The following is a 24446-nucleotide window of genomic DNA, read 5'->3' on the forward strand; positions in this document are numbered from 1 at the left end:
TGGACCACTTAAACCCCTTGGAGACAAACATGCCTCAGAACACGACAACACCCCGACGCCAATGGCTCAAAGCCGCGCTGAGCACGGGCTTGATGGCCGCTGCCTGCAGCGGTCTGGCCTTGAGCGCCAGCACCGCTGCTGCACAAGCGGCCTACCCCGCCAAACCCATTCGCCTGGTGGTGCCCTTTGCGACCGGCGGCGTGACCGACACCAGCGGCCGATTGATCGCCGAGCAGCTGTCCAAGCGCTTGGGCCAGCAGGTGATCGTGGACAACAAGCCCGGCGCCTCGGGCAACATCGGCACACAAATGGTGGCCACGGCCGAGCCCGATGGTTACACCTTGCTCTTGGGCTTCGACGGCACGATGGTGATCAACCCCCATGTGTTTCCCAAAGTGGGTTTTGACACCGCCAAGGACTTTGCCCCCATTGGCAAGATTGGCGATGCCATTTTGATTCTGGTGTCGCACCCCGGCGTGCCCGCCAAAACACTGCAACAAGTGATCGCCCTGTCCAAGACCCAATCGGGCGGCCTGTCGTATGGCACCTCCGGCACGGGCGGCACGCCACACATCGCGGGTGAATTGCTCAAGCAGCGCACGGGAGCCAACCTGACGCACATCCCCTACAAAGGCGGTGGGCAGGCCATGATCGATGTGATGGGCGGCAACATTCCGCTGGTCTACACCGCTGTAGCGGGGGCGATCCAGCACGTCAAGTCGGGAAAGCTGAACGCGGTGGCCGTGTCCAGCGCACAACGCGCCCCGTCCATGCCCGATGTGCCCACCTTCATCGAAGCGGGCGTGGCCGATTTCGACATCAACTCCTGGGTCGGTTTGCTGGCCCCGGCCAAAACGCCCCGGGCGATTGTGGACAAGCTCAACACCGAGCTGAACGCCGTGCTCAACGACCCGGCCGTGCGCGAGCGCCTGAACACCTTGGGCATCACCGCCAGCCCCGGCGGCCCAGAGCGCTTTGGCCGCGACATGGCGCGAGACCTGTCGCGCTACGCGGCAGTGGTCAAGGCGGCCAACATCAAGGCCGAGTGATTCAGCCCCGCAGCCCCTTGACCAGGGGCTGCGCCAGCCGCTCGCCTTCTTGTACCCAGAAGGCCGGGTCGGCGTTGCGGATGCGGCCGATGGCGTTGCCCATGTGGGCGGCGGCAGCTTGTCGCGCTTGGACCGGATCGCCAGCCCGCACGGCCTGCAAGATGGCCTGATGCTCGCTGCGCACAGCGGCCGCAAAGTCACCACGCCGGGCCTCGTTGGCCCGCGTGACCTGGGTGGCCCCGTGCAAAAACTGGCTGAGATAACCGAGCGTCTGGATCAAGAAAGGGTTGCGCGTGGCCTCCGCAATGGCGCGGTGGAAGTTCACGTCCTCGGCCACGCCATCACCACCGGACTGCACCGCCTGGTCCAGCGCCTGGACCGCCTGCTCGATGGCCCGCAGGTCGCTGGCACTGCGCCGCTCGGCCGCCAGTGCTGCCACCTCGGCCTCCAGGGCGCGGCGCACCTCCACCATCTGGACCACGGCCTCTTGCGAAGCGGCATGCCGGGCTTCGAAGTTCAGGGGCGCAAAAGGCTGCTGCGCACTCACAAACACCCCACTGCCCTGGCGCGAATCCACCAAGCCCAGCGATTTGAGGCGCGACACCGCCTCGCGCACCACGGTGCGGCTGACGGCGAACTGCTCGACCAGTCGCGCCTCGGTGGGCAGTTTGTCGCCCGGTGCCAAACGACCTTGCTTGATCTCGGCGCTCAATTGCTCGGCCACCTGATCGGACAGGCGAGCGCCGCTGGAGACGGGGGTGAAGTGTTGACTCATGTGGTTGTCATACAAGAAACAAGTTCAAGCATAACTGGGCTTTGACAGCTTGTCTGTCATCCATGAGCGCGTCCCTCATTACCAAACTATAGATTCGGCTCCATGATGCTTGAACTGTTTGAGAAAAGTCCAAGATGGCGTTGTCTTCACTTTTGTAGGTGCCCACCGCCCTGTGGGCGATGGTTTTTGAGGGCATGTAACGCGCCCATCGCCCACGGAGTGGTCTCTTTGACCAAGATTCGTACAATGGCTATCGCTTAAATCTCTATCAGACCGGATCAAAAAAGCAACAATTCCGTCTGGCTGCGCTGTGCCCGAAACCGTCGAATGAACCGGTAGCTAAATTCGACAAGTCCGTTCAACTTCGAGAACGTATCCTTGTGATTTTTGAAAAATCTGAAGGTCCTGATCATCCTTTAACAGTCCAGGCTTCGAGCAACTTGTCGCTAGATCTTTAACCTATACAGAACGATGCCATCAGGGTGCCGTCGACATGGCGCAGCGCGACTGCTAGCGGATCGGCCGTCGCGCTGATGCTAGCAACCAGCACTGCAGTGGTCCACCACCCAGCATCGTGCTGGGACCGCTGTAAACGCAGCGCAGCGATGATTACCGGAGTGGTGCAGCAAACGACCACCGCCCATCTAAGAACATCAGCTAGCAACACTATGACTGTCCCAGTTCCATTAGGTGGCAACACTCTCGCCTTCTCGCTCTGCGTGCATTGACGAGATGGATGTGAGCCCAAGGTGGATGTCTGACATCAAGTCGGCCTCATTCTCTAGACCAACGGACAGGCGGACCAAACGATCAGTGATGCCCACGAACAGCCGCTCGTCCGGTGACAGCTTTCCGTGCGTAGTCGACGCAGGGTGGGTGATCATGCTGCGAGTGTCGCCAATGTTGGTCGCAATGGAGATCAACTGGAGCGAATCGATCATCGCCCAAGCACTCTCACGGCTGCAACCTACTTCGAAACTCAGCACGCCACCGTAGCCGGTCTGCTGACGGCATATCAGCGCGTGCTGATCATGGTCATTGAGGCCCGTGTAGAACACACGCCCGACCTCGGGCTGGGTACGAATCCAGTGGGCGAGCTGCAAGGTCTTCTGACTGATGGCGTTAACACGCAATTCAAGCAATTCGAGGCTCTTGTGTAGCAACCACGCATCCATGGCCCCAAGCGTGGACCCGAGCGCGCGCAGCACGCCTCGCAGTTCGTGCATTAGACACTCGCTACCAACGACGACACCAGCTACGCAACGCCCTTGGCCGTCGATGTACTTTCCTGCTGAATGCACAACGAGGTCGGCCCCATGCTCCAGCGGATTCTGGTGAATTGGCGTCAGCAGCGTGTTGTCAACCACTACCAGCGCGCCGAGCGCATGCGCGATCTGGGCAATCGCAGCAATGTCGCCAACGTTTTGTAAGGAATTCGACGGTGACTCCAAGAAGACGAAGGCGGTGTTCTCATTGATGGCAGCTCGCCATTCGTTGAGGCATGTGAGGTTCACCACCCGCACGTCGGCACCCAGCTTTCTGAAATAGTTGCAGAAGGCAGTCAAGGTCGTTCCGAACACGTCGCGGGAAACTACCAAGTTCTTCCCTGCGCTCAGCCAAGCATGAGCGATGCCGACTATAGCGGCCATGCCTGACGAGAAGGCAACCCCATCCTCTGCGCCCTGCATAGATGCGATGCGTTTCTCGAAAGAACGTACGGTGGGGTTCGAGAAGCGCGAATAGACATTCCCCTTCTTCGCGCCGCTGAATTTGCTCGCTGCGTCCGCAGCGGACGCAAACACGTACGCCGAAGTCATGCCGATTGGCTCGCAATAGGCATCGGACATGTCCGGGAACTGTCCAATGCGTACTGCGCGGGTCGTTAAATGGTGTGTCAAAGCAGTTACTCCCTTACTGAACGTACTTAGTGGTGTGTTGTGACATCATGCTTCTCTACCTATCGAACTCCACCAATGAACAAGTCTCCGGTTCAGGCACGCGTTGGCTACTACGCAACGTCAACCAACTAATCACCGAACCGACAATAGTCACCCCGGCCAGTGAGACGATGACTGGCGTGTAAGTCTTGAAGGCGTCGAAAGTAGCGGCCCCCAGTTGCACCGAGACGAAAGCGCCTAGCTGGTGTGCTAGGAATAGCAGCCCGAAGGTCTGTCCCTTGATTTTTAGCCCGTAACGCTCTAGGCAGTACATCGACGTGATCACGACAGTCCCGAGGTAGCTCGCCCCAAACAAGCTGGCGAAGACGATGGTGCGTACTTCCGATACCGAGCTAAGCAACAGCAGCATGGCGAGCGAACGCATCACGTAGAAGCTAGCAAGCAGTGAATGCTTGTTGTATCGCATAGCCAGCCAGCCGGTCACTAAACCGCTTACCAGTTCAAGCGTGCCAAGCATGCCAAGACTAACGGCCATCTGGGTGCGCGACGTTCCGCCGTCCTGCCAGAAGGCGACCAGATGAACATCGACAAATGCCATAGTGGCGCCGCAGCCAAAGAAGCCGCATGCTAGGGCATAGAAGCCAGGATCAGTGCGCACCTCTCGCCAAGCCGAAGGCTTGCGCTCCGTCCCAACCGACGCCTCCTCACCCAACCCGACTGAGTCGGCTCTACGCGCAGCGTACCAAGCAATTACTGCAGTTGGAACAAGCAGGACGAATCCGGTCCAGAAGAAGGCCTCTGTCCAGCGCACCTGCGGTTGCAGCCACAACCAGAACGGTGACAGGATGATGAAGCCAATGGACGTGCCATTGGTGATCACTGCATAGGCAAATCCGCTTTTGCGCTGCTCGAACAGTCTGTCGACCAGCACTCCCATCGGTACGTAGGTCATGGCGGCTAAACCGAAAGCTCCACACAATCCATAGGCAAGGATAAACAGGCCGAGAGACTGGTTCAGAAGGCTGGTCCCGACGAGCGCGATGCCCGCGGCAACAGCGCCGACCACCACAGTGCGTAGAGGCCCGAATCGATCACTGAGCAAGCCGACGAGCGGCGAGACGAGGCCGGTAACCAGCATGAAAATTGAACCCGACCAAGCGAAGTCGGCTCGGCCGCGGCCGAAATGCCCCGCCAAGTCGCTAAAGTAAATTTGATAGACGCTCTTGATGCTCGTGGATAGAAACATCACCACGAAGCCGAATGTAACCAGCAAGTAAATTAACTTGCGCGAAGCAGCTGAGTTGTTCATGTTTCACTCAGCCTAAGCGATTTCTGCAGATGCACGGTATTCGCGATGCATGTCGTCATACATTGCATAGAAGAGGCGGCAGGTGTGGTCGACTGCATACAGTGCCTCTTTGCGCATCACCTCGGTGGTGCATAGTTCAGAAACGAGGTTCAGTCCCTGCTCGACGTGTCCCACATCCTCCTGCTGGTGGACTGAGAAGAACTGTAGGTCGAATTCGTTGAGTCCATAGACCTTTCCTAGTAGCTCATGACGAGCCTCGCCGGCACGGGTCTCGAGATTTTGCCCCTCGCTGGCAATCATGACTGCTGCCGCTCCAATGTGGTAACACGAAATGTCGCGCACTGCGTTTAAGCGGTAATTGATCAGCTCCTGAGTGGCCGGCAAGGGCGTGATGGAATCGCGCCAGGCCTCGTCGACACCCAGAGCACGGATGAAGTTTTGCATCAGCACAACATGGTTGTCTGTTTTGGAGAGACGTCCGGTCTCCTCTTCGTAGACATTGATCAGCAAGGCGCGCTTGAATTTCGGCTCTGGGCAATAGAAGTAGAGGTGCTCAACGTAGTCGAGAAAATGCTTGGTGAGCTGGTAGCCCTGCAGAGTTACCTTGCGCAGGAGGTCGATATTCTTGCATTTCGGGTCGAGTAACTCGTGGAAGATCGGATGTGAGAGCGTCAGGTGGCTCTCGAGCAGTTCACGAAGCTCCTGCTTGAATCGTGCTTTCGAATTGGACATGGGTATTTCTCTCTAGTTAGGTGGATTGGTGGTTATCGGGAAGAACCAGCGCACGAAGGGCGGTGACGCTCTGGATCATGAAATGCCCGCGGTAACTCTTGCCGCCGATACGCGCGTAGTCATCAAGTACACCGAAGCTGACAAAGCCGAAACGCTGCCACAAAGCGTGTGCCCGGCAGCCTTCACGGACATCGAGTACCAGTTGATCGACGCCTAGTTGCTCGGCGCGCTGGACCAAGGCGCGGAACCCCAGTTGGACATAGTTTTTTCCACGATAGTCCGGATGCACGACTCCCTTGCTTAGCTCGGCACGATGCCGACAGTTGGGCATGCGGTTTAGCGTGATGATTACGAGGAAGGCGGGTTGACTGTCCACGCGACCAAGCAGGACACTGGACTCTCCAGCAACCACGGAGCGTCGTAAAGCTTCGATAAAGGCCTGGGCTTCGGCTACGGACATTAGCTCTGCATAACCCAGCGTGCCCCCGTCCCCGGTTGCGCAATTGACCAGATTGACAATGGCGCTTGCCATGTCAGGATTGAACTCCGCGATCCACTCATAAGTCACACTTGGGCTATTCATTTTTTCTCCGACACCAAATTATTTACCTTCCATCAGAATACGTGATTACCATTCTTTGTTAAGCAAAATTAGAGACCAAAATACCAATAAAATGGACATCTAGCTTTGCACCCGATTCCCTTGCTCCATCACGGTGCTTTTTCGACCATGAAACACGCCTACTTCGTCGTCTTACCAGACACACATGTGCTCGATTTGGCGGGCCCGCTGCAGATCATCTCGACGCTGCGTGAGCTCAATATCGCCAACATCAACGTGGAGTGCATCGGGCCTCAAGCACAGGTTAAAACCTTCCAAGGCTCAACGATCTCAGATGTGTGGCCATTGCCAAAGCGGCTGCGTCCACACTCAGTGGTGTTTGTCGCCGGAGGTAAATTCAACGTAGCGATGCAGCGTTCGCGTCCTTGGCTCGAAGCCAGCGAATGGTTGCGCGAACGCACCGCGAATGTCGATGGCGACTGGAATGTCTGCGGTATTTGCACTGGTAGCTTCCTGCTCGCGCAGGCCGGTTTGCTGAATGGACGGACGTGTACAACCCATCATCGTTTTTTGCAGCAACTCAGGCGGGACTATCCTGCAGTTAATGTTGTCGAAGGGCGCTTACACGTCCGCGACGACAAGGTGTGGACTTCCGCTGGTGTGGCTGCTGGGATAGACCTAGCGCTACACCTGATCGCCGACGCCTTCGGCGACGACGCGGCGATTCAAGTAGCCAGGGAGAATGTCGTCAGCTTTCGCCGATTCGGCAGTGATCCGGAATTGGGCGCAGCGTTCCGTTACCGCTCTCACTGCCATTCCAAGATCCATGCCGTACAAGATCTGATCGCTAATAATCTCACGCGCGACATCAAAGTCGCTGAGCTTGCGCAGACCATAGGCTACAGCCAGCGTCATTTGGCTCGCGTCTTCCTGACCGAGACAGGCATCACGCTGAAAAGCTTTCAGACAAAACTCCGCATGGAACAGGCGCGTCGAATGCTCACCGGAACAAAGCTCTCACTCGAGCTCATCGCCGAGCAATGCGGCTTCCACAGCGTTCAGGCCTTCAGGGCCAACTGGGTTAAGCGTGAGGACGTGCTGCCTTCTGCCTTGCGCTTGAACCGTCCACGCAATCGCGCGTTTTGACAGCATGAACTGCCGCGTATCGTGGAGGCTGGTTGGATGAAGCTGATCTTCCACTAGGGCACGCGACGAACTCGCCCAGCCCGTTCTTATTTCAGCAGTAGTTAACTGCACGCGCATTAAACCTCATCCGCTGACGCTTCAAGGCATATGACCTAGCTCAAATCGTCGTGCGTGTGCCTGTGGAACGCGTGCATCACGCGCATGTCACGCGTGAGTTGGTCCAGTGCTTTCCAGCCGTTGTAGTGGCTTGAGGGGGCCTCGTGTGTGGAAGCAAGGATCTGCGCCTTCTACCGGGCCAGGGGGCTATATTGTCCGGGTAGATTGCGCAGTGCAATTTCGAGTTTCACCGTTGGCCGTCGCGCCATCCGTACGGGCCGGGCTTCATTACCGCAGTTGTACTTGCATAGGGCCAAATCAATGAGCCGACACAGCAAGCCCACCTTGAAATTACGTTTAGGTAAACCGATTTATCAATGGTAAATTACGGCCTGGGCACCGCAGGGTGCTTTTTGACCAATTTGGAGCTCGTCACATGGGTGCTTACGTCAACCCGATTTATCCCTACAAGTCGCCTGCCGACCTGATGGCCACACCGCCGCAGCGCAAACCGCTGATCGTGATTGGCGCAGGGCCGGTGGGCCTGGCCGCTGCGATCGATGCGCGCTTGCAGGGCCTGGATGTGCTGGTGCTGGACGACGACAAAACCGTGTCGGTTGGCTCGCGGGCGGTTTGCTACGCCAAGCGCTCGCTCGAAATTCTGGACCGCCTGGGCATTGCCAACGAGGCCTGCCAGCTGGGCGTGAGCTGGAACATTGGCCGCACCTTTTTGGAAGAAGACGAGGTCTACCAGTTCAACCTGGTGCCCGATGCGGGCCACAAGCGCCCCGGCATGATCAACCTGCAGCAGTACCACGTCGAGGAGATGCTGATTGCACGCGCCCTCGAATTGGGGGCCGACATCCGCTGGCAGCACAAGGTCACTGCCGTCACGCCCCACGACACGCACGCCACGCTGACGGTAGAAACGCCCGAAGGCACGTTCGACATCGAGGCCGACTGGCTGGTGGTGGCCGATGGCGCACGCAGCCCCATTCGTCGCCATTTGGGGCTGGACATCGAAGGCCGCGTGTTCCAGGACCGCTTCTTGATTGCCGACGTGATCATGAAAGCCGACTACCCCGCCGAGCGCTGGTTCTGGTTCGATCCGCCCTTTCACCCCAACCAAAGCGTGCTGCTGCACAAGCAAAGCAACAACGTCTGGCGCATCGATTTTCAGCTCGGCTGGGACGCCGACCCTGAAGAAGAAAAGAAGCCCGAAAAAGTCATTCCGCGCCTGAAGGCCATGCTGGGCGACGAGCGCCCGTTTGAGCTGGAGTGGGTCAGCATCTACACCTTCCAGTGCCGCCGCATGACCGACTTTCGCCATGGTCGTGTGCTGTTTGCGGGCGACGCGGCGCACCAGGTCTCACCCTTCGGTGCACGCGGGGCCAACTCGGGCTTTCAGGACGCGGACGATTTGATGTGGAAACTGGGCCTGGTCATCAAGGGCCAAGCCAGCGAGAAGTTGCTCGACACTTACGCGATGGACCGTCAGTTTGCCGCCGACGAAAACATCATGAACTCGACGCGCTCGACCGACTTCATCACACCCAAGAGCCGCACCAGCAAGACATTCCGCAACCAGGTGCTGGCACTGGCCAAGCACCACCCCTTTGCGCGCAAGCTGGTCAACTCGGGCCGCCTGTCGGTGCCGTCTTTCCTGACCGGCTCGGTTCTCAACACTCCCGACGCCGACGCGTTTGAAGGCCAGATGGTGCCCGGCGCACCGATGGACGACGCACCCTTGCAATTGGACGGCCAAGACGCCTGGCTGCTGGACCAGGTGGGGCGCGGCTTTGCGGTTTTGCACTTTGTGGATGCTGCGCCCGATGCCCAGACACTGGCCACGCTGCAAGCGCTGAAACAAGGCGCGGTGCCGGTGGACAGCCTGATTGTGTCGCGCCAGGCCCTGCAGGTGCCCGGCTTTAAAGTGTTGGTGGACGCGCAAGGCTGGATGGCCAAGCGCTACGACGCCCAGCCCGGCACCACCTATTTGCTGCGCCCCGACCAGCATGTGCTGGCCCGCTGGCGCAGCCTGGACAGCGCCCGGCTGCAAACGGCCATGGCCCGTGCCTTGGGGCAAGTGGGCGAACGGGCCTGAATGGAAGAGAGAACAGACATGCCCACCGACACCCCCACAGCCCTGAACACCGCGCCGAATTTTCATGAAACTGGACGCCACTTCTTCCGTGACTTCTCACCCGGCGACGAGTTTTATGAACACCTGATCGACGCGCACAACGGCCTGAGCGACGAACAAAGCGAGGCGCTCAACGCCCGCCTGATCTTGCTGCTGGCCAACCACATTGGCGACTTGCGCGTGCTGCGCGAGGCGCTGCAGGCCGCCCGCCAAACCGACTGAGCCCCTAGGAGAACCCCATGAAAATCGACCGCATCCACCACGCCGCCTACCGCTGCAAAGATGCCAAAGCCACCGTCGAGTGGTACGTGAAAAACCTGAACATGGACTTCGTGCTGGCCATCGCCGAAGACCTGGTGCCTTCAACCAAAGCCCCCGACCCCTACATGCATGTGTTTCTGGACGCAGGTGGCGGCAACGTGTTGGCTTTCTTTGAGCTGCCCAACTCGCCAGAGATGGGCCGCGACACCAACACCCCCGCCTGGGTGCAGCACATCGCCTTCAAGGTCGATAGCCTGCAAGCCCTGGAAGACGCCAAAGCCCGCCTGCAAGCCAACGGCGTGGAGGTGCTGGGCCCCACCAACCACACCATCTTCAAGAGCATTTACTTCTTTGACCCCAACGGCCACCGCCTGGAACTGGCCGCCGACGTGGGCACGCCCGAGATGTACGCCAAGCTCGACGCCTGCAAGTGGGACATGCTCCATGAATGGGCCCAAACCAAACGCGCCCCCAAACACGCCGCCTGGATGCACGAGACCGAGTTGCAAAGCTGAAGCGACGCAAGGGCGTCGGATGGGCCTGTGTGTCCCCCATCCGATCCCCCCCTCAGTGGTTGGCAGCTGCCGCTTGACGTTTGCGCTTGGCCAGGATCCGTGCCGAGTTGAGCCCGGTGAGGACCATGATGGGCCACAAGAAGGTGCAGACCAGGGCCCACAACAGGCGACCGCCCAGCGTAGAGCCCCCTTCAGGCGTCTCCACCTTGTGTGGCCCCTCGCTGAAGATGTGCTGGTAAGAAAAAGTCGCCAGACCGAACACAGCGCCAAACAAGAGGAACAGACAGATGTAGATGTTCAAGGCCATCTCCTGGTTGAAAGCCATCAGGGCCGCCTGGATGGGCGGTGTGCCTGAATTTAAGCCGGCAGACCCAGTCAGTGTAATGCCAAGATGACATCAAGAAGTGAACATATCCCGTTACACAAAGGGGTTTAGGTGCATGGCTCAACCCCAGGCGGGGGCACATCCCATGGACGGCCAGGTGCAGGCAGCCCTCTTGCAGCGGGGTTCTGAACGCCTGCGTTTCAAGGGGCCACATACACCGGCGAGAAGCCGCCGCCAGGTGTTCTGAAATTGGTGGTTTGACCTTGGTACAAACGGGCAGCCAAAGACTGCACCTGGCCGTCGTACACGTAGTTGCGCACATCGAACTTGAGCACCTGCGCCGAGTCGCCGCCCGCGATGGTGCGCTCGCCCGGAGCCACCCAAGCCTGGGCGATGTAGCCGCCCGCCGCGATCTCGGCCCAGACACGTTGTGTCAGCTTGTCGCCCCGGTAAGCGGCCTTGCCGCCATAGCCTGCAAAGGGCTTGAAGAAAAACTGTTTGCGCTCGGCCCAGAAACGCTCGGCATTGGCAGGTGTCACCACTTCGGTGTGCGGAATGCCCGACAACAACACCGCTTGCGTCGCTTCAGGCACACCCATGGCCTCAAGCTTGTTCGCGTTGCACAAGATGGTCAGGTTGCGCTTGTCGGCCCACAGCGCATGGGCTTGCGGGTGGGGCGTCAAGACGACCGCGTCCTGCACATAGGCTTCACGCAAGTGGGCATGTTGGGGCTCTCTCAAGCCAAAGTCGGTCAGGCGGTTGTACACCAGATCGATGGCCACACCCTCGCACCACAGCTGCTGATCGCGCCAGTCCAATTGCGCCGGGTCTGCCACGAAGGCCGCCACGCCATGGCGCTTGAACAAGGACTGAAACAGCAAGAATTCGGGATACAGGTATTGCTGCTCGGGTGAGGCGTCCACAATGGCCACGGTTCGCAAAGGACGACCCGGGTGACAAAGCTGCCACTCGCGCTCAAACATGGCCACCCAGGCCGCTTCCAGGGCATCCACTTGGGCCTTGGTGGGCACCAGCGATTCGATCTCGGCGCAGCATGCTCGCTGCGCTCTGGCCAGCAAGGCGTTGAGCAATGCGCCGCCCGCATTCGTGTTGACCTCGATCAGGCCAAGACCCGCGTCATTGACATGAAAGTCATAGCCCATGAAGACACTTTTGGCGTTGGTCGGGTGACGGGCAATCGGGGTTGAACGAGACAAGACCTCCTCACGGTAAGTGGGCAAGGCCACCACAGATTCCAGCGCCGAAATCAGTTGGGCCATGCCCTGAACCTGGGCTTGTGACAGCACCACGGGCCGCGCTGAAAACAAGGAGGGCAAGCGGCCCTGCACCCACTCAAACAAAGCCGGGTCCCCGATCTCTGCCGCCATGCTGCGGCGCAAGGCTTGCTCATCCAGACTGATGCAAAAGCATTCGCGGTTGAAGTTGTCGGCGTTGATGTGTGTGGTGTTCACAAGATGTGTTTGGACAAGAGGAATGACGGGATGGTCTACCCGTCATGACGCGCCAGGCATGCCTGCCCAAAAGGCGCAGGATACCAGCGCGAAAGGAGCCATCCGCCCTTGTGAGGCCAATAGCTCCTTGGTTAGCGCAGCGACCGCTTACTTGGACGCGGGCATGGCTTTTTTGGCCAAGTCTGCATGCTCTTTGGCTTTGCTCATGTGCTCTTCAGCCACCTTGGCGTGGGCTTGGGCTGCAGTGTGGTCATTGGCAGAGATGAGCTTGGCCACTTCTTTGTGAGACTTGGCGGCCATCTCCAGATGCTCAGCCACCTTGGTGTGGTGCTGCTCAGGTTTCACAGCGGTGGTCGCTGGTGTTTTGGTGTCGAGTGTCATGGGGCTTCCCTTTTGAAAATGGTGAGTGAAAAGATCTGTAAACCATGTGCACCTGATTTACCCGCCCATTCTTTCCAACGGTCATCGCCCTGTCTGTCCGCCTGCACACGGAGCAAGCATCACTTCACCTCAACGTGATCGATCAACCACATGAAAGCGCACCGTTGACATGGATCAATCAAGCGCGGCCACCCTTGATTGAACATGGCCGATCTGGAGCACCGAAGCACCCGTGTGCCAAGGCCTCCCACTGTCAACGTTTTGAGGGCTGACGTGGATTTTCTGTTGGTGATCTTGCAAAGCGGAATGGCCAGTCTGGTGTCGTACTTGGCGGCCCATGTCTTGCTTTGCCTTGTGCCCGCCTTCTTTGTCGCAGGTGCCCTCTCTGCCTTGGTGCCACAGGCAGCGGTGGTGCGCTTTCTCGGGCCCGGCGCATCCAAGTGGGTGGCCTACCCTGCTGCGGCTGGTGCAGGCAGCTTGCTGGCTGTGTGTTCCTGCACGGTACAACCCTTGTTTGCAGGCATCTACAAGCAAGGAGCGGGACTGGGGCCTGCCATGACGTTCATGTTCTTCGCACCAGCGGCCAACATTCTGGCCCTGTCCTACACGGGCGTGGCGCTTGGCGGTGAATTCGCATTCGCACGGCTGGTCCTCTCGCTGATCTTTGGCGTCGGCATCGGCATGATCATGGCCATGCTGTTCCACCGCGATGACATGGCGCGAACTGCCCAGATTGAAGCGTTCCAAGACAAGGCTGGCATGGGCCGCCTGACCCTTGTTTTTTTGTTGGCCTTGGTGGCATTGCTGATCGGCGGAACGCTCAAGACCAGCCCGCTCACCGCGCAACTCTGGCGTGCTGACTTGGCCTGGTCTTGGGCCCCCCTGGCACAGGCGAAACTGGACCAGTGGCTGCCGATGGACGAGCTGCGCGGCGAAGAAGGCTTGAGCCTGCAAGGCACTGTGCTCATTGGCCTGCTGGGGCTCATCGGCATGACTTCGGTGCGCGGGCTGGGCAAGGTGGATGAGGGGTTCAACACACGCACATGGACCAGCCTGAGCCTCATTGCCTTGACGTTGATCTTTGCCGCAGTCGGCATTCGCGCAACAGCTGAAGGCCTTCAAGTGGCGCTGACGGGGCGCACCGTGGTGGTGGCAGCACTGATGGCCGCACTGGTTCCACTGGCCCGGACATTCGATCCTTGGGACGTGCAGCAGTGGCTCTGGGAGACATGGCGCTTCGTCAAACAGATCTTTCCGCTGCTGGTGGCCGGCGTTTTTATCGTGGGGGTCATCCGGGTTTTCATCGAGCCCGCCTGGGTGCAGGCCGTGGCGGGGCAGAACACGCTGTTGGGCAACATGGCGGGCGTGGTGTTTGGCGTTTTCATGTACTTTCCAACGCTGGTCGAGGTACCCGTGGCCAAGATGCTGCTGTCGCTGGGCATGCACCCGGGCCCCTTGTTGGCTTACATCATGGCGGACCCGGAGCTCTCGGTGCAAAGCATGCTGATCACGGCCTCCATCATCGGCCGACGCAAGACGGCCACCTATGTGGTGTTGGTGGCCGTCTTTGCGACAGCAGCAGGTCTGGCCTATGGTGCTTGGACCGATGGACGACCGGTCTGGCACATCGCACTTTCTGTGGCGACGCTGGGCTTGGCTGTGGCAGCGACTGTCCGCATCTTGGCTCGCAGGCAACTGCAAGAACCCGTTGGCTCAGCCTGATGCGCAACATCAAGGAGCAACTGCATGGACATCCAAATTTTAGGCACAGGCTGCGCCCGGTGCCAGCGCCTGGAGCAACTCACCCGCGATGCGGCTGCAGCACTGGGCCTCAGGATTGAAGTGGCGCATGTGCGAGACCCCGCTGAGATCATGAAATACCCTGTGGTCGGCACACCCGCCTTGGTGATCAATGGCACGGTGAAGGCCGCTGGACGCATACCCTCCCCCAGCGAACTGGCCGACTGGCTGAGACAAGCATGATCGGCGCCCAGGGCCGTGGCCCATGGCGTGGAAGAGCGCGGGGCAGCGCAGAAGTCACCCCGCCGCCGCCTCCCAACTGAGCGCCTGCGCCAGCAAGGCCGCCAACGTCACCACATTGCTCGGGTGCGTGACGCTGTCGGTGCTCCAGAATTCACCCACACCCGCTTGGTGGATGCATTGCAGCGCGTCGCCTGCCAGCAGGGCGTGCGTCACGGCCACGTCCACGCTGGCCGCACCTGCGGCCAATGCCAAGGCAGCTGCGGTAGCCAGGGTGTGGCCGCTGCTGGCCACATCGTCCAGCAGCACCACGGCTTGGCCGCGCAGGTCGCACGCGGGCAGTGTGATGCGCACAGCGCGGTCGCCCAGGCGCTCTTTGCTGCACACCGCATGGGGCAGGCCGTGGGCCGTGGCCGCTTGGCTGATCCATTGCGCCGATTCGCTGTCGGGCCCGAGCAAGAACGCGCCCGGGCGGTGCTTTGCAATCCAGTTGCCCAGTAATGGGGCCGCACTGAGCGTGATGGCTTGTTGGGCGGGCACGGCTTCGGCCAGGGTGGTCACCCGGTGCAAGTGCGGGTCCACGGTGATGACGGCGTCGAACAGCGTGGCCAACCAGGCGCCCACGATGCGCTGGCTCACGGCTTGGCCCGGGGCGAAGGCTTTGTCTTGGCGCATGTAGGCCAGGTAGGGCGCGACCAGGCTGAGGTGCACTGCACCCAGTTGGCGGGCCGTGGGCGCGGCCAGCAGCAGTTCGGTCAGTTTGTCATGGGGCTGGTGCAGACTGCGCAGCAACACCACACGCGGGGGCAAGCGGGCGGGCAAGGTCAGCTGCATTTCGCCGTCGGGAAAGCGGTGACGATGCACCTGCTGCGGCTCGAGGCCCGAGGCTTCGGCCAAGCGCAGGGCGGCAGGGGCTTCGTCTTCAAAATACAGCAGGACGCCGGGCTGGGTCATCGGAGTGTTGCCTTAAAACTCGACAAACACATGCGGCACTTCATGGGCCTGGCCCAGCGTGTAGCCGCTGGCTTTGCGGCACAGCTGCGTGGCAAATTCCAGGTCGCTCGGGTAGGCGGCGTGCACGCGGTACAACGGCTCGCCTGGCTTGACGCTGTCGCCGAGTTTGAGCAGCAGGTCCACCCCGGCGCTTTGCACTTTGGGGGCCCCAGCCATGCGGGCCACACGGGCGATTTGCAGGTTGTCGATGCCGGTCACCACACCCTCCATGGGGGCGCACACCTCCAGCGTGAGCGCGCCCAGCGGCGGGTGGTTGTGATCAAAGGGGCGTGCACCTTGCGCGGCGATGATGGCCTGCATGCGGCTGAGCGCACGGCCGGAGTCGAGGATGTCGCGCGCTATGGCAAAACCGTCGCCGCCGCGCACATCGGGGTCGGCTTCGATCAGGCGCCCGGCCAGGCGCAGCGATTTTTGGCGCAGGTCGTTGGGCGCACGCGGGTCGTTTTCCAGCACGCGCATCACATCGCGGGCTTCGAGCATCGGGCCCACACCCTGGCCCACGGGTTGGCGGCCGTCGGTGATGACCACTTCGAGCGACAGGTGCATGCGCGAGGCTACGTATTCAAACAACCTGCGCAGGCGCTGCGCTTCGGGCATGGAGCGCACCTTGGCGGAGGGGCCAATCGGGATGTCCAGCACCAGATGGGTGGAGCCTGCCGCGATTTTTTTGGACAAGATGGAGGCCACCATTTGTGCGGGCGAGTCCAGCGACAGCGGGCGCTCGACCGCAATCAGCACGTCGTCGGCGGGCGACAGATCGGCCGTGCTGCCCCAGGCCAGACAACCCCGGTGGGTGCGCACGATCTCGGAGAGCTTTTCGAAGGGCAGTTCCACATCGGCCAACACTTCCATGGTGTCGGCCGTTCCGGCGGGCGAGGTGATGGCGCGAGACGAAGTTTTGGGGCACAGGATGCCGTAAGCCGCCAGGATGGGCATGACCAGCATGGAGGTGCGGTTGCCGGGGATGCCGCCGATGCAGTGTTTGTCGACCACCAAGGGTTCGCGCCAGTCCAGACGCCGCCCGGCCTTGACCATGGCTTCGGTCAGGAAGTAGACCTCTTCGCGGTCCATCTCGCCCCGGTTGGTGGCCACCACAAAGGCGGTGAGTTCGATCTTGGAGTAATGGTGCCCCGCAATGTCCTGCACGATGGCGTAGAAGTCGTCCTTGTCCAGCCGCTCGCCATTGATTTTGCGAAACAGCGCTTCCATCGAGGCAGGCGGCTCGGCCTGCGAGACCGAGGCGGTGTGGCCGCCTGGAATGCCCAGGTGCCGAAAGGCGTCTTCGGACAGGCCCACTTCGCCGCAAGCCACGATGCTGTCGTCGTCCACCACATTCAGGGTGGCGAGCACATGCCGCCCGTTGGCGCGCACTTCGATTTTGGACAGCGCCTGAAAACCCTCGGCCCGGTAAACCGCGCAATTGCGGTTGAGATAGGCCACGTTTTCGCGGTAGGTGTCGATGCCCACGCGGCGCAACGACAAGGGCGATGTCCTCTCGGGGGTGCTCGCAGGTCCGGTCGGGGTTGCGGCTGTGGGCGCTGGGGTGTCCATGGGTTTCAGGCTACACCGAAAACCCGTTCGGTGTCAGTGCCCCCAGCACCAAGCCTTGCAGTGGCTCAACGCTTGTGCAGAAAAAATTGGGCCACGGCGCCGGTCAGGGCAAAGGCCAGCATCATCCAGCCCAGGTTCACCGCGCCTTCGTGCGGCACCAGCCCCACCAGATAGCCACCCGTGGCGCCGGTGAGTTGCTGCATGAGGCCGGCCACCGCAGCGGCCGAGCCGGCCAATGCAGGCAGCACGCTCACCGTGCCCGCCAGCGCTGGCGGGTTGAGCAAGCCGTGGCCAAAGCCCAGCAAGAGCAGCGGCAAGGCCACCGCCAGCGCCGTCTGCACACCCCCCAGGCCCAGCGCCAGCATCACCACCAGGCCACCCAGCGTCAGGGCCTGGCCCCAGGCCATGACGCGCGATTCGCCCGCCTGTGCGATAAGCCGCGAAGTCATGAAGTTGCCCAGGATGTAGGACACTGGCACGGCCATGATGAACCAGCCAATGCCGTCCGGGCCGATGCCGTAGCCCTTGAGCACGATGGGTGCCCCGGCCAGGAAGGCGTAAAAGGTGGCGGTGGTGGCCGCGAGGATGGCGACGTAGAGCAAAAAACGCGGCTCGCGCAGCAAGCGGGCATAAGCACTGAGCATGGCCCTCAGCCAATGGCCCGCAGCGGGCGCAGGTTTGGCCACACGCGGCAAGCCCAGCCAAGCGGCCACCAGCAGCACCACCGCCAACACGGCCAACAGCACGAAGTTGGTCTGCCAACCGTAGCGCACATGGATCTGCCCACCGATCAGTGTGGCCAGCGGCGGGCACATGCCCAGCGCCATGCCAATGTAGGCCATGACACGGGTGCGTTGCGGTCCAGCAAAAAGGTCTTGCACCATGGAGCGGCTGACCACCATGCTGGCCGCACTGCCTGCGCCTTGCAACACACGGGCGGCGGTGAGCGTGGCGATGTCGGTGGCCAGCGCGGCCATGACCGAGGCCAGCCCCGCCACCACCAGGCCCAGCATCAAGATGGGTTTGCGACCGTGCCGGTCGGACAGCGGGCCGTACACCAGTTGCAAGGCACCGTAGGCCACCACATAACCGCTGAAGGTCAGCTGCACATCGGCTTGGTGCGTGCTGAAGATGGCGCCCCACTCCTGCATGGACGGCAGGCACAAGGTCATGGCCAGCAGGCCAAACGAGATTTGCGCCAGCACGTTGGCGATCAGCCAGGGGCTGTGGGCGGCCGGGCCTGGAGAGCCGGACGCAGTGACCATGTCAGCTGCGCTGCAGTTTGTAGACCGCCGTGCCCGCCATCAGGTTGGGCCACAGGCGCACTTCCTGGCCCTGCTGCAGGCCAAAGGCGTCCATGATGCGCAACTGGTTCTTGCGGGCCAGGTCGCCAAAGTCGGCGTAAGTGCCCACGCGGATATTGGGCGTGTCGTACCACTGGTAAGGCAGGCGCTTGGTCACCGGCATGCGGCCTTGCAGCACACTCAGGCGGTTGAACCAGTGCGCAAAGTTGGGGAAGGCCACGATGCCGACGCGGCCCACGCGCACCGTCTCGCGCAGCATGGTCTCGGCGTTGCGCAGGTGTTGCAGGGTGTCGATTTGCAGCACCACGTCAAACGACTGGTCGGCAAACAGGCTCAGGCCTTCGTCCAGGTTGAGTTGGATCACATTCACACCGCGCTGCACGCAGGCGTGCACATTGGCGTCGTCCAGCTCTACACCGTAACCGGTGCAGCCCTTGTGTTGTTGCAGATAGGCCAGCAAGGCCCCATCGCCGCAGCCCAAATCGAGCACGCGGGCGCCTTGCGGCACCAGGCGGGCAATGGCTTGCATGATCAGGGGGTCGCTCATGCGGCACCTCCTTCGTTCAAAGTCTTCGCCATGTTGTCAAAGTAAGAGCGCACCACGTTCATGTAGCGGGCATCGTCCAGCAAGAAGGCGTCGTGCCCGTGCGGCGCATCGATCTCGGCGTAGCTCACATCACGGCGGTTGTCGAGCAGGGCCTTGACCATTTCCCGGCTGCGGGCGGGCGAGAAGCGCCAGTCGGTGCTGAAACTGACCAGCAGGAATTTGCAGCGGGCACGGGCAAAAGCCTGCGACAAATCGCCGCCAAAGGCGCGGGCCGGATCGAAGTAATCGAGTGCCCGGGTGATCAGCAAATAGGTGTTCGCGTCAAAGTACTCGCTGAACTTGTCGCCCTGGTAGCGCAGGTAGCTTTCGATCTGGAACTCCACTTCTTGTGTGGAATATTTGTAGCCGGTGGCGTTGTGCGTGACGGCCTGGCGCAATTCGCGGCCAAACTTTTCGTTCATCACGTCGTCGCTCAGGTACGTGATGTGGCCAATCATGCGGGCGATGCGCAGGCCGCGCTTGGGCACCACGCCTTGCGCGACAAAGTGCCCGTCATGGAAGTCCGGGTCGGTCACGATGGCGCGGCGGGCCACTTCGTTGAAAGCGATGTTTTCGGCGTTCAGGTTGGGAGCACTGGCCACCACCACCGCGTGCTTCACGCGCTCGGGGTATTGCAGCGTCCAGCTCAGAGCCTGCATGCCCCCCAAACTGCCTCCCATCACGGCGGCCAGTTGTTCGATGCCCAAAGCGTCGAGCAAGCGGGCTTGGGCGTTGACCCAGTCTTCTACCGTGACCACAGGAAAGTCCGCGCCATACACGCGCCCGGTGTCGGGGTTGATGTGCATGGGACCGGTCGAGCCAAAACACGAGCCCAGGTTGTTCACGCCGATCACAAAAAAGCGGTCGGTGTCGAGCGACTTGCCCGGGCCAATCATGTTGTCCCACCAGCCCAGGTTTTTGGGTTGGTCGGCATAGACCCCCGCCACATGGTGCGAAGCGTTGAGCGCGTGGCAGATCAACACGGCGTTGGATTTGTCGGCGTTGAGCGTGCCGTAGGTTTCGTAGCTCAGCGAATAGCCACGGATGGACGCACCGCTTTGCAAAGGCAAAGGGGCTTCAAACAGCATGCTTTGGGATTCGGCGATCAGCATCGAATGTGTTCAGGTGTGCAAAAAAAACAAAACCCGGCTTCGCAGTCAGCTGGGCCGGGTTTCTGTGAGATGAAACACACGCCATTTAGCTGAATTTCGAAACCATCGTGGTTTCGGCGCCCGCAATCGGGTTCAAATCGGCGCATGGGGCAAGTATATGACGAAGCCCACGGGCCCATTTCAGGAGAACGCATGTCGGATCTTTATGGCTCGGACGCCTACAGTCCCGTCGAGATCGCCCGCCGCATCGAGGCTGTGGGCGAGACCAAGGCCCGCATGGCCGCGCTGCCGCTGGCTTTGCTGGGCGTGTTGGCGGGGGCTTTCATAGGTCTCGGAGCCATGCTGTTTGTGCTGGTCAAGTCCGACCCGAGCCTGGGCTTTGCGGCCAGTTCGGTGCTGGGCGGGCTGGTGTTTGCCATGGGTTTGCTCATGGTCGTGGTGGCCGGGGCCGAGCTGTTCACCGGCAACAACCTGATCGTCATGGCCTGGGCCGACGGCCGGGTCAGCACGGGGCAGGTGCTGCGCAACTGGGTCATCGTGTGCCTGGCCAATTTTGTGGGCGCGGCTGGTCTGGCGCTGCTGGTGTTTGCCAGCGGCCACGCCAGCCTGAACGGCGGCGCGATTGGCCACAAGGTGGTGCAGATCGCCGTGGCCAAGCAGGAGTTGCCCTTGGTCACGGCCTTGTTGCGCGGCGTGCTGTGCAACGTGCTGGTGTGCATGGCCGTGTGGATGGCCATGGCCGGGCGCAGTGTGACCGACAAGGCCGTGGCTGTGATGCTGCCGGTGATGGCCTTTGTGGCAGCTGGCTTTGAGCACAGCATCGCCAACATGTACCTGATGCCTTTGGCCATGTTGTTGCAGCAAAGCGGCCTGGCGGGCTACCCCGCCGTCACTTGGGGCGGCATGCTGGGCAACCTGCTGCCCGTGATTTTGGGGAATGTGTTGGGGGGCGCGGTCTTGGTGGCGGGGGTGTACCACGTAATTTACAAGCGCCAGCCGCCCACTTGAAAACATCGCGCACAGGGGTGCGCTCCCACACTCGGGTGCTTGACTGTTTTTTTTAAGCGCCCCAGCCCGACAGCGCGATCACGCCCAGCACGGCAAAGATGCCCGCCGAGATCAGGTGCACCAGACGCAGTGGCACACGCTTGGTGATGGCATCGCCGAACCACACCACGGGTGCGTTGGCCAGCATCATGCCCAGTGTGGTGCCCGCCACCACGGCAAACCAAGCGTTGTATTGCGCGGCCAGCATGACGGTGGCGATCTGGGTTTTATCGCCCATTTCGGCCAAAAAGAAGACCACCACGGTGGTGAGGAACACCCCCATGCGCGGGGCGCTGTCGCCTTCTTCGTCGTCCAGCTTGTCCGGAATCAGCATCCACACCGCCATGGCGATGAAGGACGCGCCCAGCACCCAACGCAGCACATCAGGCCCCATGAAAGTGGTGACCCAGCTGCCCACGGCACCGGCCAGGCCATGGTTGGCCAAGGTGGCCACCAAAATGCCGAGCACGATGGGCCAGGGTTTGCGAAAACGCGCGGCCAGCACGAGTGACAAAAGCTGGGTTTTGTCACCCATTTCGGCCAAGGCGACGATGCCGGTAGAGACGAAGAATGCTTCCATACAGGACAAACAGCGGGCGACCAACCCACTTAAAAATCAAAAGATCCTGATCTTACGGGAGTGCTGCGTCCCCCCTGCCTGTTGGGCTCCAACTCTGACGGGACATGGCCCCATGGGTTTAGGAGGGGTGCAGGCCAGGCGGCGTGGGGTGCCAGCGGGCCATGCACAACACATCGCTGTATTGGCCGTTGCGCATGGCATAACCCTTGTGCCGTCCTTCATGTTCAAAGCCAAAGCGCTCATACAGCGCAATGGCCCGGGCATTGTCGGCAAACACCGTCAGCTCGATGCGCAGGATGTGTCCCCATTGGTCAGCGTAATCCGTCAATCCACGCATCAGGGCGGTGCCAACCCCTTGGCCTTGGGCGTGTTTGGCGACCGCGATGGCCAGACCGACAGCATGGCTGCGGCGCACACGCCCCATGTCGTGCAGGTTGGCCAGCCCCACGACCTGCTCGGTTTGTATTGCGACCAGTCTCAAACTGCTGCCTGTTTGAGGTGTGCTAAGCCGTTTGGCCCAGTCCTCTTCGTTAGCATAAGGACCTGACAGCGAGTTACCAAAGACCTCGGGGTCGGCCATTAATGTGGCGATTGCAGCGGCGTCTTGCAGCTGAACGCTTCGGAGGGTGATCGGGGACGCGGTCATGAAAGGCTCCTATGGGTGGTGGATTGCACAAACAAAAAGGCCCGCTGGGTGAGCGAGCCTTGGAGGATTGGCAGTGGGTCACTGCCGGGGTGTCACAAGGGCCGCCATCGTCGGCTGCACAGGGTCAGCGCGCACATAGATGTGCCCATTTGCAGCAGTTGTGCAAAGTGATGTGTGAGTGCGGCTTTTGTGAACACGAAATAATTATTGATGACTGTTTCTTCAGCTGTCAATATTTTCTCAATGTCGATCCGAATTGTTTTTTCACTGGCGGGCTCGATCAATCCTGTTTGACGAACCTTTTTTCGGCGACTTGCAAACAACGCACAGTCCTCCCCCTGTCGGCCGTGGGTGCTCAACCCGGATTGGGCTTGCTCAATGCTGACTTCAAAAACAAGATGCCTCACTGTGCAAGCGGTCCTGACTGTCCACAGTGTATGACGCGCATCAATTTGGGCCTACATCTTGCTTATGTTTGGTGCACCAAGGTGTTTTGAGCCCTTTATGCACCAAATCATTTCAAAAATCCTCAAAGGACGATCGTGGAAGCACTGAAACAGGGCGCAGATGCGCTTTTTATTTTGTTGGGCGGCATCATGGTGTTGGCCATGCATGCTGGTTTTGCTTTTCTGGAGCTGGGCACGGTCCGCAAAAAGAACCAGGTCAATGCGCTGGTCAAAATCCTGGTGGATTTTTCAGTGTCCACCGTGGTTTATTTTGTGGTCGGTTACAGCGTGGCCTATGGCACCACGTTCTTTGTGGGGGCGGAGCAGTTGGCCGCCAAGAACGGCTATGACCTGGTCAAGTTCTTCTTTTTGCTGACCTTTGCCGCCGCCATTCCCGCCATCATTTCGGGCGGCATTGCCGAGCGGGCCAAGTTCTGGCCGCAGTTGATCGCTACGGCGGTGATCGTGGGCTTTGTCTACCCCTTCTTTGAGGGCATTGTCTGGAACCAGCACTTTGGCGTACAGGCCTGGATCAAAGCCGTCACGGGCGATGAGTTCCATGACTTTGCCGGCTCGGTGGTGGTCCACGCCATGGGCGGCTGGATCGCGCTGCCGGCTGTGGTCTTGTTGGGTGCCCGCTACAACCGCTACCGCAAGGACGGCGTGGTGTCGGCGCACCCACCCTCGAGCATCCCCTTCCTGGCCCTGGGTTCGTGGATCCTGATCGTGGGCTGGTTTGGCTTCAATGTGATGAGCGCCCAGACCTTGGACAAGATCTCGGGCCTGGTGGCGGTCAACTCCCTGATGGCCATGGTGGGCGGCACCTTGGCGGCTTTGATTTTGGGCAAGAACGACCCCGGCTTTGTGCACAACGGCCCCTTGGCCGGTTTGGTGGCGGTGTGTGCGGGCTCTGACTTGATGCACCCGTTTGGTGCACTGGTCACGGGCGCTGTGGCAGGCGCCCTGTTTGTGGTGATGTTCACACTGACCCAGAACAAGTGGAAGATCGACGACGTGTTGGGCGTGTGGCCCTTGCATGGCATCTGCGGTGCTTGGGGCGGGATTGCCGCTGGCATTTTTGGGGCCAGCAGTCTGGGTGGCTTGGGGGGCGTCAACCTGATGGCGCAGTTGCTCGGCACGGCCATGGGTGTCGCCTGGGCCTTGCTCGGTGGCTTGGCGATTTACGGCATTTTGAAAATCACGCTGGGCCTGAAACTCAGCCCCGAAGAAGAGTACGACGGGGCCGATTTGAGCGTCCACAAAATCAGCGCCACACCCGACCGCGAAGTGAGTTGGTAAAACAACAACATCAAGGTGTGCCAGAGCACGTTTTGACGGGCCTTTAGGGAAAACGCCTTGCAATTTTTTTGGCGATATCGCAGATAATGACTTGACTTCGGTGCAAAAACCCTGAAGTCCAGTCTGCGGTGAACAGATCAGTTTCGCTTTCCTTCCGATGTTTTCAGGTTTGTTGAATGCGCTTTCGGAGCTCCATCGCTTTTATTTCTGTGTTTTG

General features: G+C 60.5%; 25 protein-coding genes. 9 read left to right on the forward strand and 16 right to left on the reverse strand.

Translation table 11 applies throughout. The annotated features are described in order from the left end of the window. Window positions 1–29: 29 nt before the first annotated feature. On the forward strand, window positions 30–1049 hold the full coding sequence (locus tag QZ190_RS06470; RefSeq protein WP_291914869.1) for a tripartite tricarboxylate transporter substrate binding protein: 1020 nt from the start codon (window positions 30–32) through the stop codon (window positions 1047–1049). A 1-nt stretch (window position 1050) separates the two neighbouring features. Here QZ190_RS06470 and QZ190_RS06475 read toward each other — a convergent pair whose 3' ends face one another. The 5 genes from QZ190_RS06475 to QZ190_RS06495 form a co-directional block, all read right to left on the reverse strand. Then, window positions 1051–1824, reverse strand: a complete 774-nt coding sequence (locus tag QZ190_RS06475) for a FadR/GntR family transcriptional regulator (protein WP_291914871.1) — start codon at window positions 1822–1824, stop codon at window positions 1051–1053. A gap of 686 nt (window positions 1825–2510) precedes the next feature. Continuing rightward, on the reverse strand, window positions 2511–3722 hold the full coding sequence (locus QZ190_RS06480) for an aminotransferase class V-fold PLP-dependent enzyme (RefSeq protein WP_291914872.1): 1212 nt from the start codon (window positions 3720–3722) through the stop codon (window positions 2511–2513). A gap of 55 nt (window positions 3723–3777) precedes the next feature. Further along, window positions 3778–5031 carry an MFS transporter gene (locus QZ190_RS06485; protein ID WP_291914875.1) on the reverse strand — a complete coding sequence of 418 codons (1254 nt, stop codon included), beginning with the start codon at window positions 5029–5031 and terminating at the stop codon, window positions 3778–3780. Between the two features lie 12 nt (window positions 5032–5043). Next, window positions 5044–5763, reverse strand: coding sequence for an iron-containing redox enzyme family protein (locus QZ190_RS06490; RefSeq protein ID WP_291914877.1), 720 nt, complete (start codon window positions 5761–5763; stop codon window positions 5044–5046). Window positions 5764–5779: 16 nt separating this feature from the next. Next, entirely contained in the window at window positions 5780–6346 is a 567-nt protein-coding gene (locus QZ190_RS06495) for a GNAT family N-acetyltransferase (RefSeq protein ID WP_291914879.1), read from the reverse strand. 147 nt (window positions 6347–6493) lie between these two features. Between QZ190_RS06495 and QZ190_RS06500 the strand changes: the two genes are divergently transcribed. From QZ190_RS06500 to QZ190_RS06515, 4 genes are all read left to right on the forward strand, one after another. Then, window positions 6494–7471 (forward strand): GlxA family transcriptional regulator, encoded by a 978-nt coding sequence (locus tag QZ190_RS06500; protein WP_291914881.1) that lies wholly within the window; start codon window positions 6494–6496, stop codon window positions 7469–7471. A 532-nt stretch (window positions 7472–8003) separates the two neighbouring features. Beyond that, the gene (locus QZ190_RS06505; protein ID WP_291914883.1) at window positions 8004–9671 is read left to right on the forward strand and encodes an FAD-dependent oxidoreductase; all 1668 of its coding nucleotides are present in this window, start codon (window positions 8004–8006) and stop codon (window positions 9669–9671) included. Window positions 9672–9689: 18 nt separating this feature from the next. Further along, window positions 9690–9932, forward strand: a complete 243-nt coding sequence (locus QZ190_RS06510; RefSeq protein ID WP_291914885.1) for a DUF2783 domain-containing protein — start codon at window positions 9690–9692, stop codon at window positions 9930–9932. Window positions 9933–9949: 17 nt separating this feature from the next. Further along, window positions 9950–10486, forward strand: coding sequence for a VOC family protein (locus QZ190_RS06515; protein ID WP_291914887.1), 537 nt, complete (start codon window positions 9950–9952; stop codon window positions 10484–10486). A 52-nt stretch (window positions 10487–10538) separates the two neighbouring features. Here the strand turns inward: QZ190_RS06515 and QZ190_RS06520 are convergent, their stop codons facing one another. The 3 genes from QZ190_RS06520 to QZ190_RS06530 all read right to left on the reverse strand — a co-directional run bounded on the left by QZ190_RS06520 (window position 10539) and on the right by QZ190_RS06530 (window position 12664). Next, window positions 10539–10811, reverse strand: a complete 273-nt coding sequence (locus QZ190_RS06520; protein ID WP_291914889.1) for a hypothetical protein — start codon at window positions 10809–10811, stop codon at window positions 10539–10541. Window positions 10812–11011: 200 nt separating this feature from the next. Next, window positions 11012–12283 carry a hypothetical protein gene (locus QZ190_RS06525; protein ID WP_291914891.1) on the reverse strand — a complete coding sequence of 424 codons (1272 nt, stop codon included), beginning with the start codon at window positions 12281–12283 and terminating at the stop codon, window positions 11012–11014. Between the two features lie 147 nt (window positions 12284–12430). Then, window positions 12431–12664 carry a hypothetical protein gene (locus QZ190_RS06530; RefSeq protein WP_291914893.1) on the reverse strand — a complete coding sequence of 78 codons (234 nt, stop codon included), beginning with the start codon at window positions 12662–12664 and terminating at the stop codon, window positions 12431–12433. 273 nt (window positions 12665–12937) lie between these two features. Between QZ190_RS06530 and QZ190_RS06535 the strand changes: the two genes are divergently transcribed. Both QZ190_RS06535 and QZ190_RS06540 read left to right on the forward strand, forming a co-directional pair. Further along, a complete protein-coding gene (locus QZ190_RS06535) occupies window positions 12938–14386 on the forward strand; it encodes a permease (RefSeq protein WP_291914895.1) in 1449 nt (482 codons plus the stop codon). A 24-nt stretch (window positions 14387–14410) separates the two neighbouring features. Beyond that, the gene (locus QZ190_RS06540) at window positions 14411–14647 is read left to right on the forward strand and encodes a thioredoxin family protein (protein WP_291914897.1); all 237 of its coding nucleotides are present in this window, start codon (window positions 14411–14413) and stop codon (window positions 14645–14647) included. Window positions 14648–14701: 54 nt separating this feature from the next. Here the strand turns inward: QZ190_RS06540 and QZ190_RS06545 are convergent, their stop codons facing one another. The 5 genes from QZ190_RS06545 to QZ190_RS06565 form a co-directional block, all read right to left on the reverse strand. Then, window positions 14702–15598, reverse strand: coding sequence for a ribose-phosphate diphosphokinase (locus tag QZ190_RS06545; protein WP_291914899.1), 897 nt, complete (start codon window positions 15596–15598; stop codon window positions 14702–14704). Between the two features lie 12 nt (window positions 15599–15610). Continuing rightward, a complete protein-coding gene (locus QZ190_RS06550) occupies window positions 15611–17140 on the reverse strand; it encodes a thymidine phosphorylase family protein (protein ID WP_291914902.1) in 1530 nt (509 codons plus the stop codon). Between the two features lie 134 nt (window positions 17141–17274). Further along, window positions 17275–18474 carry a Bcr/CflA family efflux MFS transporter gene (locus QZ190_RS06555; protein WP_291914904.1) on the reverse strand — a complete coding sequence of 400 codons (1200 nt, stop codon included), beginning with the start codon at window positions 18472–18474 and terminating at the stop codon, window positions 17275–17277. A 1-nt stretch (window position 18475) separates the two neighbouring features. After that, the gene (gene metW, locus QZ190_RS06560; protein ID WP_291914906.1) at window positions 18476–19060 is read right to left on the reverse strand and encodes a methionine biosynthesis protein MetW; all 585 of its coding nucleotides are present in this window, start codon (window positions 19058–19060) and stop codon (window positions 18476–18478) included. Then, window positions 19057–20211, reverse strand: a complete 1155-nt coding sequence (locus QZ190_RS06565; RefSeq protein ID WP_291914908.1) for a homoserine O-acetyltransferase — start codon at window positions 20209–20211, stop codon at window positions 19057–19059. Before QZ190_RS06565 ends, metW begins: the two co-directional genes overlap by 4 nt. 192 nt (window positions 20212–20403) lie before the next feature. Here QZ190_RS06565 and QZ190_RS06570 point away from each other — a divergent pair, with 192 nt between their 5' ends. After that, window positions 20404–21219, forward strand: coding sequence for a formate/nitrite transporter family protein (locus QZ190_RS06570; protein WP_291914911.1), 816 nt, complete (start codon window positions 20404–20406; stop codon window positions 21217–21219). Between the two features lie 52 nt (window positions 21220–21271). On the opposite strand, the gene QZ190_RS06575 is transcribed toward QZ190_RS06570, so the two are convergent. The 3 genes from QZ190_RS06575 to QZ190_RS06585 all read right to left on the reverse strand — a co-directional run bounded on the left by QZ190_RS06575 (window position 21272) and on the right by QZ190_RS06585 (window position 22843). Further along, window positions 21272–21838 (reverse strand): TMEM165/GDT1 family protein, encoded by a 567-nt coding sequence (locus tag QZ190_RS06575; protein ID WP_291914913.1) that lies wholly within the window; start codon window positions 21836–21838, stop codon window positions 21272–21274. A gap of 118 nt (window positions 21839–21956) precedes the next feature. Continuing rightward, entirely contained in the window at window positions 21957–22484 is a 528-nt protein-coding gene (locus QZ190_RS06580; RefSeq protein WP_291914915.1) for a GNAT family N-acetyltransferase, read from the reverse strand. Window positions 22485–22576: 92 nt separating this feature from the next. Beyond that, window positions 22577–22843, reverse strand: a complete 267-nt coding sequence (locus QZ190_RS06585; RefSeq protein ID WP_291914917.1) for a hypothetical protein — start codon at window positions 22841–22843, stop codon at window positions 22577–22579. Window positions 22844–23026: 183 nt separating this feature from the next. On the opposite strand from QZ190_RS06585, the gene QZ190_RS06590 reads away from it, so the two are divergent. Continuing rightward, complete coding sequence (locus QZ190_RS06590; protein ID WP_291914919.1) at window positions 23027–24229, forward strand: ammonium transporter; 1203 nt, start codon at window positions 23027–23029, stop codon at window positions 24227–24229. Window positions 24230–24446: the final 217 nt, after the last annotated feature.

The sequence above is a fragment of the Limnohabitans sp. genome, assembly GCF_017848645.1.
GTDB lineage: Bacteria > Pseudomonadota > Gammaproteobacteria > Burkholderiales > Burkholderiaceae_C > Limnohabitans_A.

What these genes read in the sequence shown, in the direction of transcription:
- QZ190_RS06470 (WP_291914869.1), top strand. Translation starts at nt 30, where the DNA reads ATGCCTCAGAACACGACAACACCCCGACGCCAATGGCTCAAAGCCGCG.
- QZ190_RS06475 (WP_291914871.1), bottom strand. Translation starts at nt 1,824, where the DNA reads ATGAGTCAACACTTCACCCCCGTCTCCAGCGGCGCTCGCCTGTCCGAT.
- QZ190_RS06485 (WP_291914875.1), bottom strand. Translation starts at nt 5,031, where the DNA reads ATGAACAACTCAGCTGCTTCGCGCAAGTTAATTTACTTGCTGGTTACA.
- QZ190_RS06490 (WP_291914877.1), bottom strand. Translation starts at nt 5,763, where the DNA reads ATGTCCAATTCGAAAGCACGATTCAAGCAGGAGCTTCGTGAACTGCTC.
- QZ190_RS06495 (WP_291914879.1), bottom strand. Translation starts at nt 6,346, where the DNA reads ATGAATAGCCCAAGTGTGACTTATGAGTGGATCGCGGAGTTCAATCCT.
- QZ190_RS06500 (WP_291914881.1), top strand. Translation starts at nt 6,494, where the DNA reads ATGAAACACGCCTACTTCGTCGTCTTACCAGACACACATGTGCTCGAT.
- QZ190_RS06505 (WP_291914883.1), top strand. Translation starts at nt 8,004, where the DNA reads ATGGGTGCTTACGTCAACCCGATTTATCCCTACAAGTCGCCTGCCGAC.
- QZ190_RS06510 (WP_291914885.1), top strand. Translation starts at nt 9,690, where the DNA reads ATGCCCACCGACACCCCCACAGCCCTGAACACCGCGCCGAATTTTCAT.
- QZ190_RS06515 (WP_291914887.1), top strand. Translation starts at nt 9,950, where the DNA reads ATGAAAATCGACCGCATCCACCACGCCGCCTACCGCTGCAAAGATGCC.
- QZ190_RS06520 (WP_291914889.1), bottom strand. Translation starts at nt 10,811, where the DNA reads ATGGCTTTCAACCAGGAGATGGCCTTGAACATCTACATCTGTCTGTTC.
- QZ190_RS06530 (WP_291914893.1), bottom strand. Translation starts at nt 12,664, where the DNA reads ATGACACTCGACACCAAAACACCAGCGACCACCGCTGTGAAACCTGAG.
- QZ190_RS06540 (WP_291914897.1), top strand. Translation starts at nt 14,411, where the DNA reads ATGGACATCCAAATTTTAGGCACAGGCTGCGCCCGGTGCCAGCGCCTG.
- QZ190_RS06545 (WP_291914899.1), bottom strand. Translation starts at nt 15,598, where the DNA reads ATGACCCAGCCCGGCGTCCTGCTGTATTTTGAAGACGAAGCCCCTGCC.
- QZ190_RS06555 (WP_291914904.1), bottom strand. Translation starts at nt 18,474, where the DNA reads ATGGTCACTGCGTCCGGCTCTCCAGGCCCGGCCGCCCACAGCCCCTGG.
- metW (WP_291914906.1), bottom strand. Translation starts at nt 19,060, where the DNA reads ATGAGCGACCCCCTGATCATGCAAGCCATTGCCCGCCTGGTGCCGCAA.
- QZ190_RS06565 (WP_291914908.1), bottom strand. Translation starts at nt 20,211, where the DNA reads ATGCTGATCGCCGAATCCCAAAGCATGCTGTTTGAAGCCCCTTTGCCT.
- QZ190_RS06570 (WP_291914911.1), top strand. Translation starts at nt 20,404, where the DNA reads ATGTCGGATCTTTATGGCTCGGACGCCTACAGTCCCGTCGAGATCGCC.
- QZ190_RS06575 (WP_291914913.1), bottom strand. Translation starts at nt 21,838, where the DNA reads ATGGAAGCATTCTTCGTCTCTACCGGCATCGTCGCCTTGGCCGAAATG.
- QZ190_RS06580 (WP_291914915.1), bottom strand. Translation starts at nt 22,484, where the DNA reads ATGACCGCGTCCCCGATCACCCTCCGAAGCGTTCAGCTGCAAGACGCC.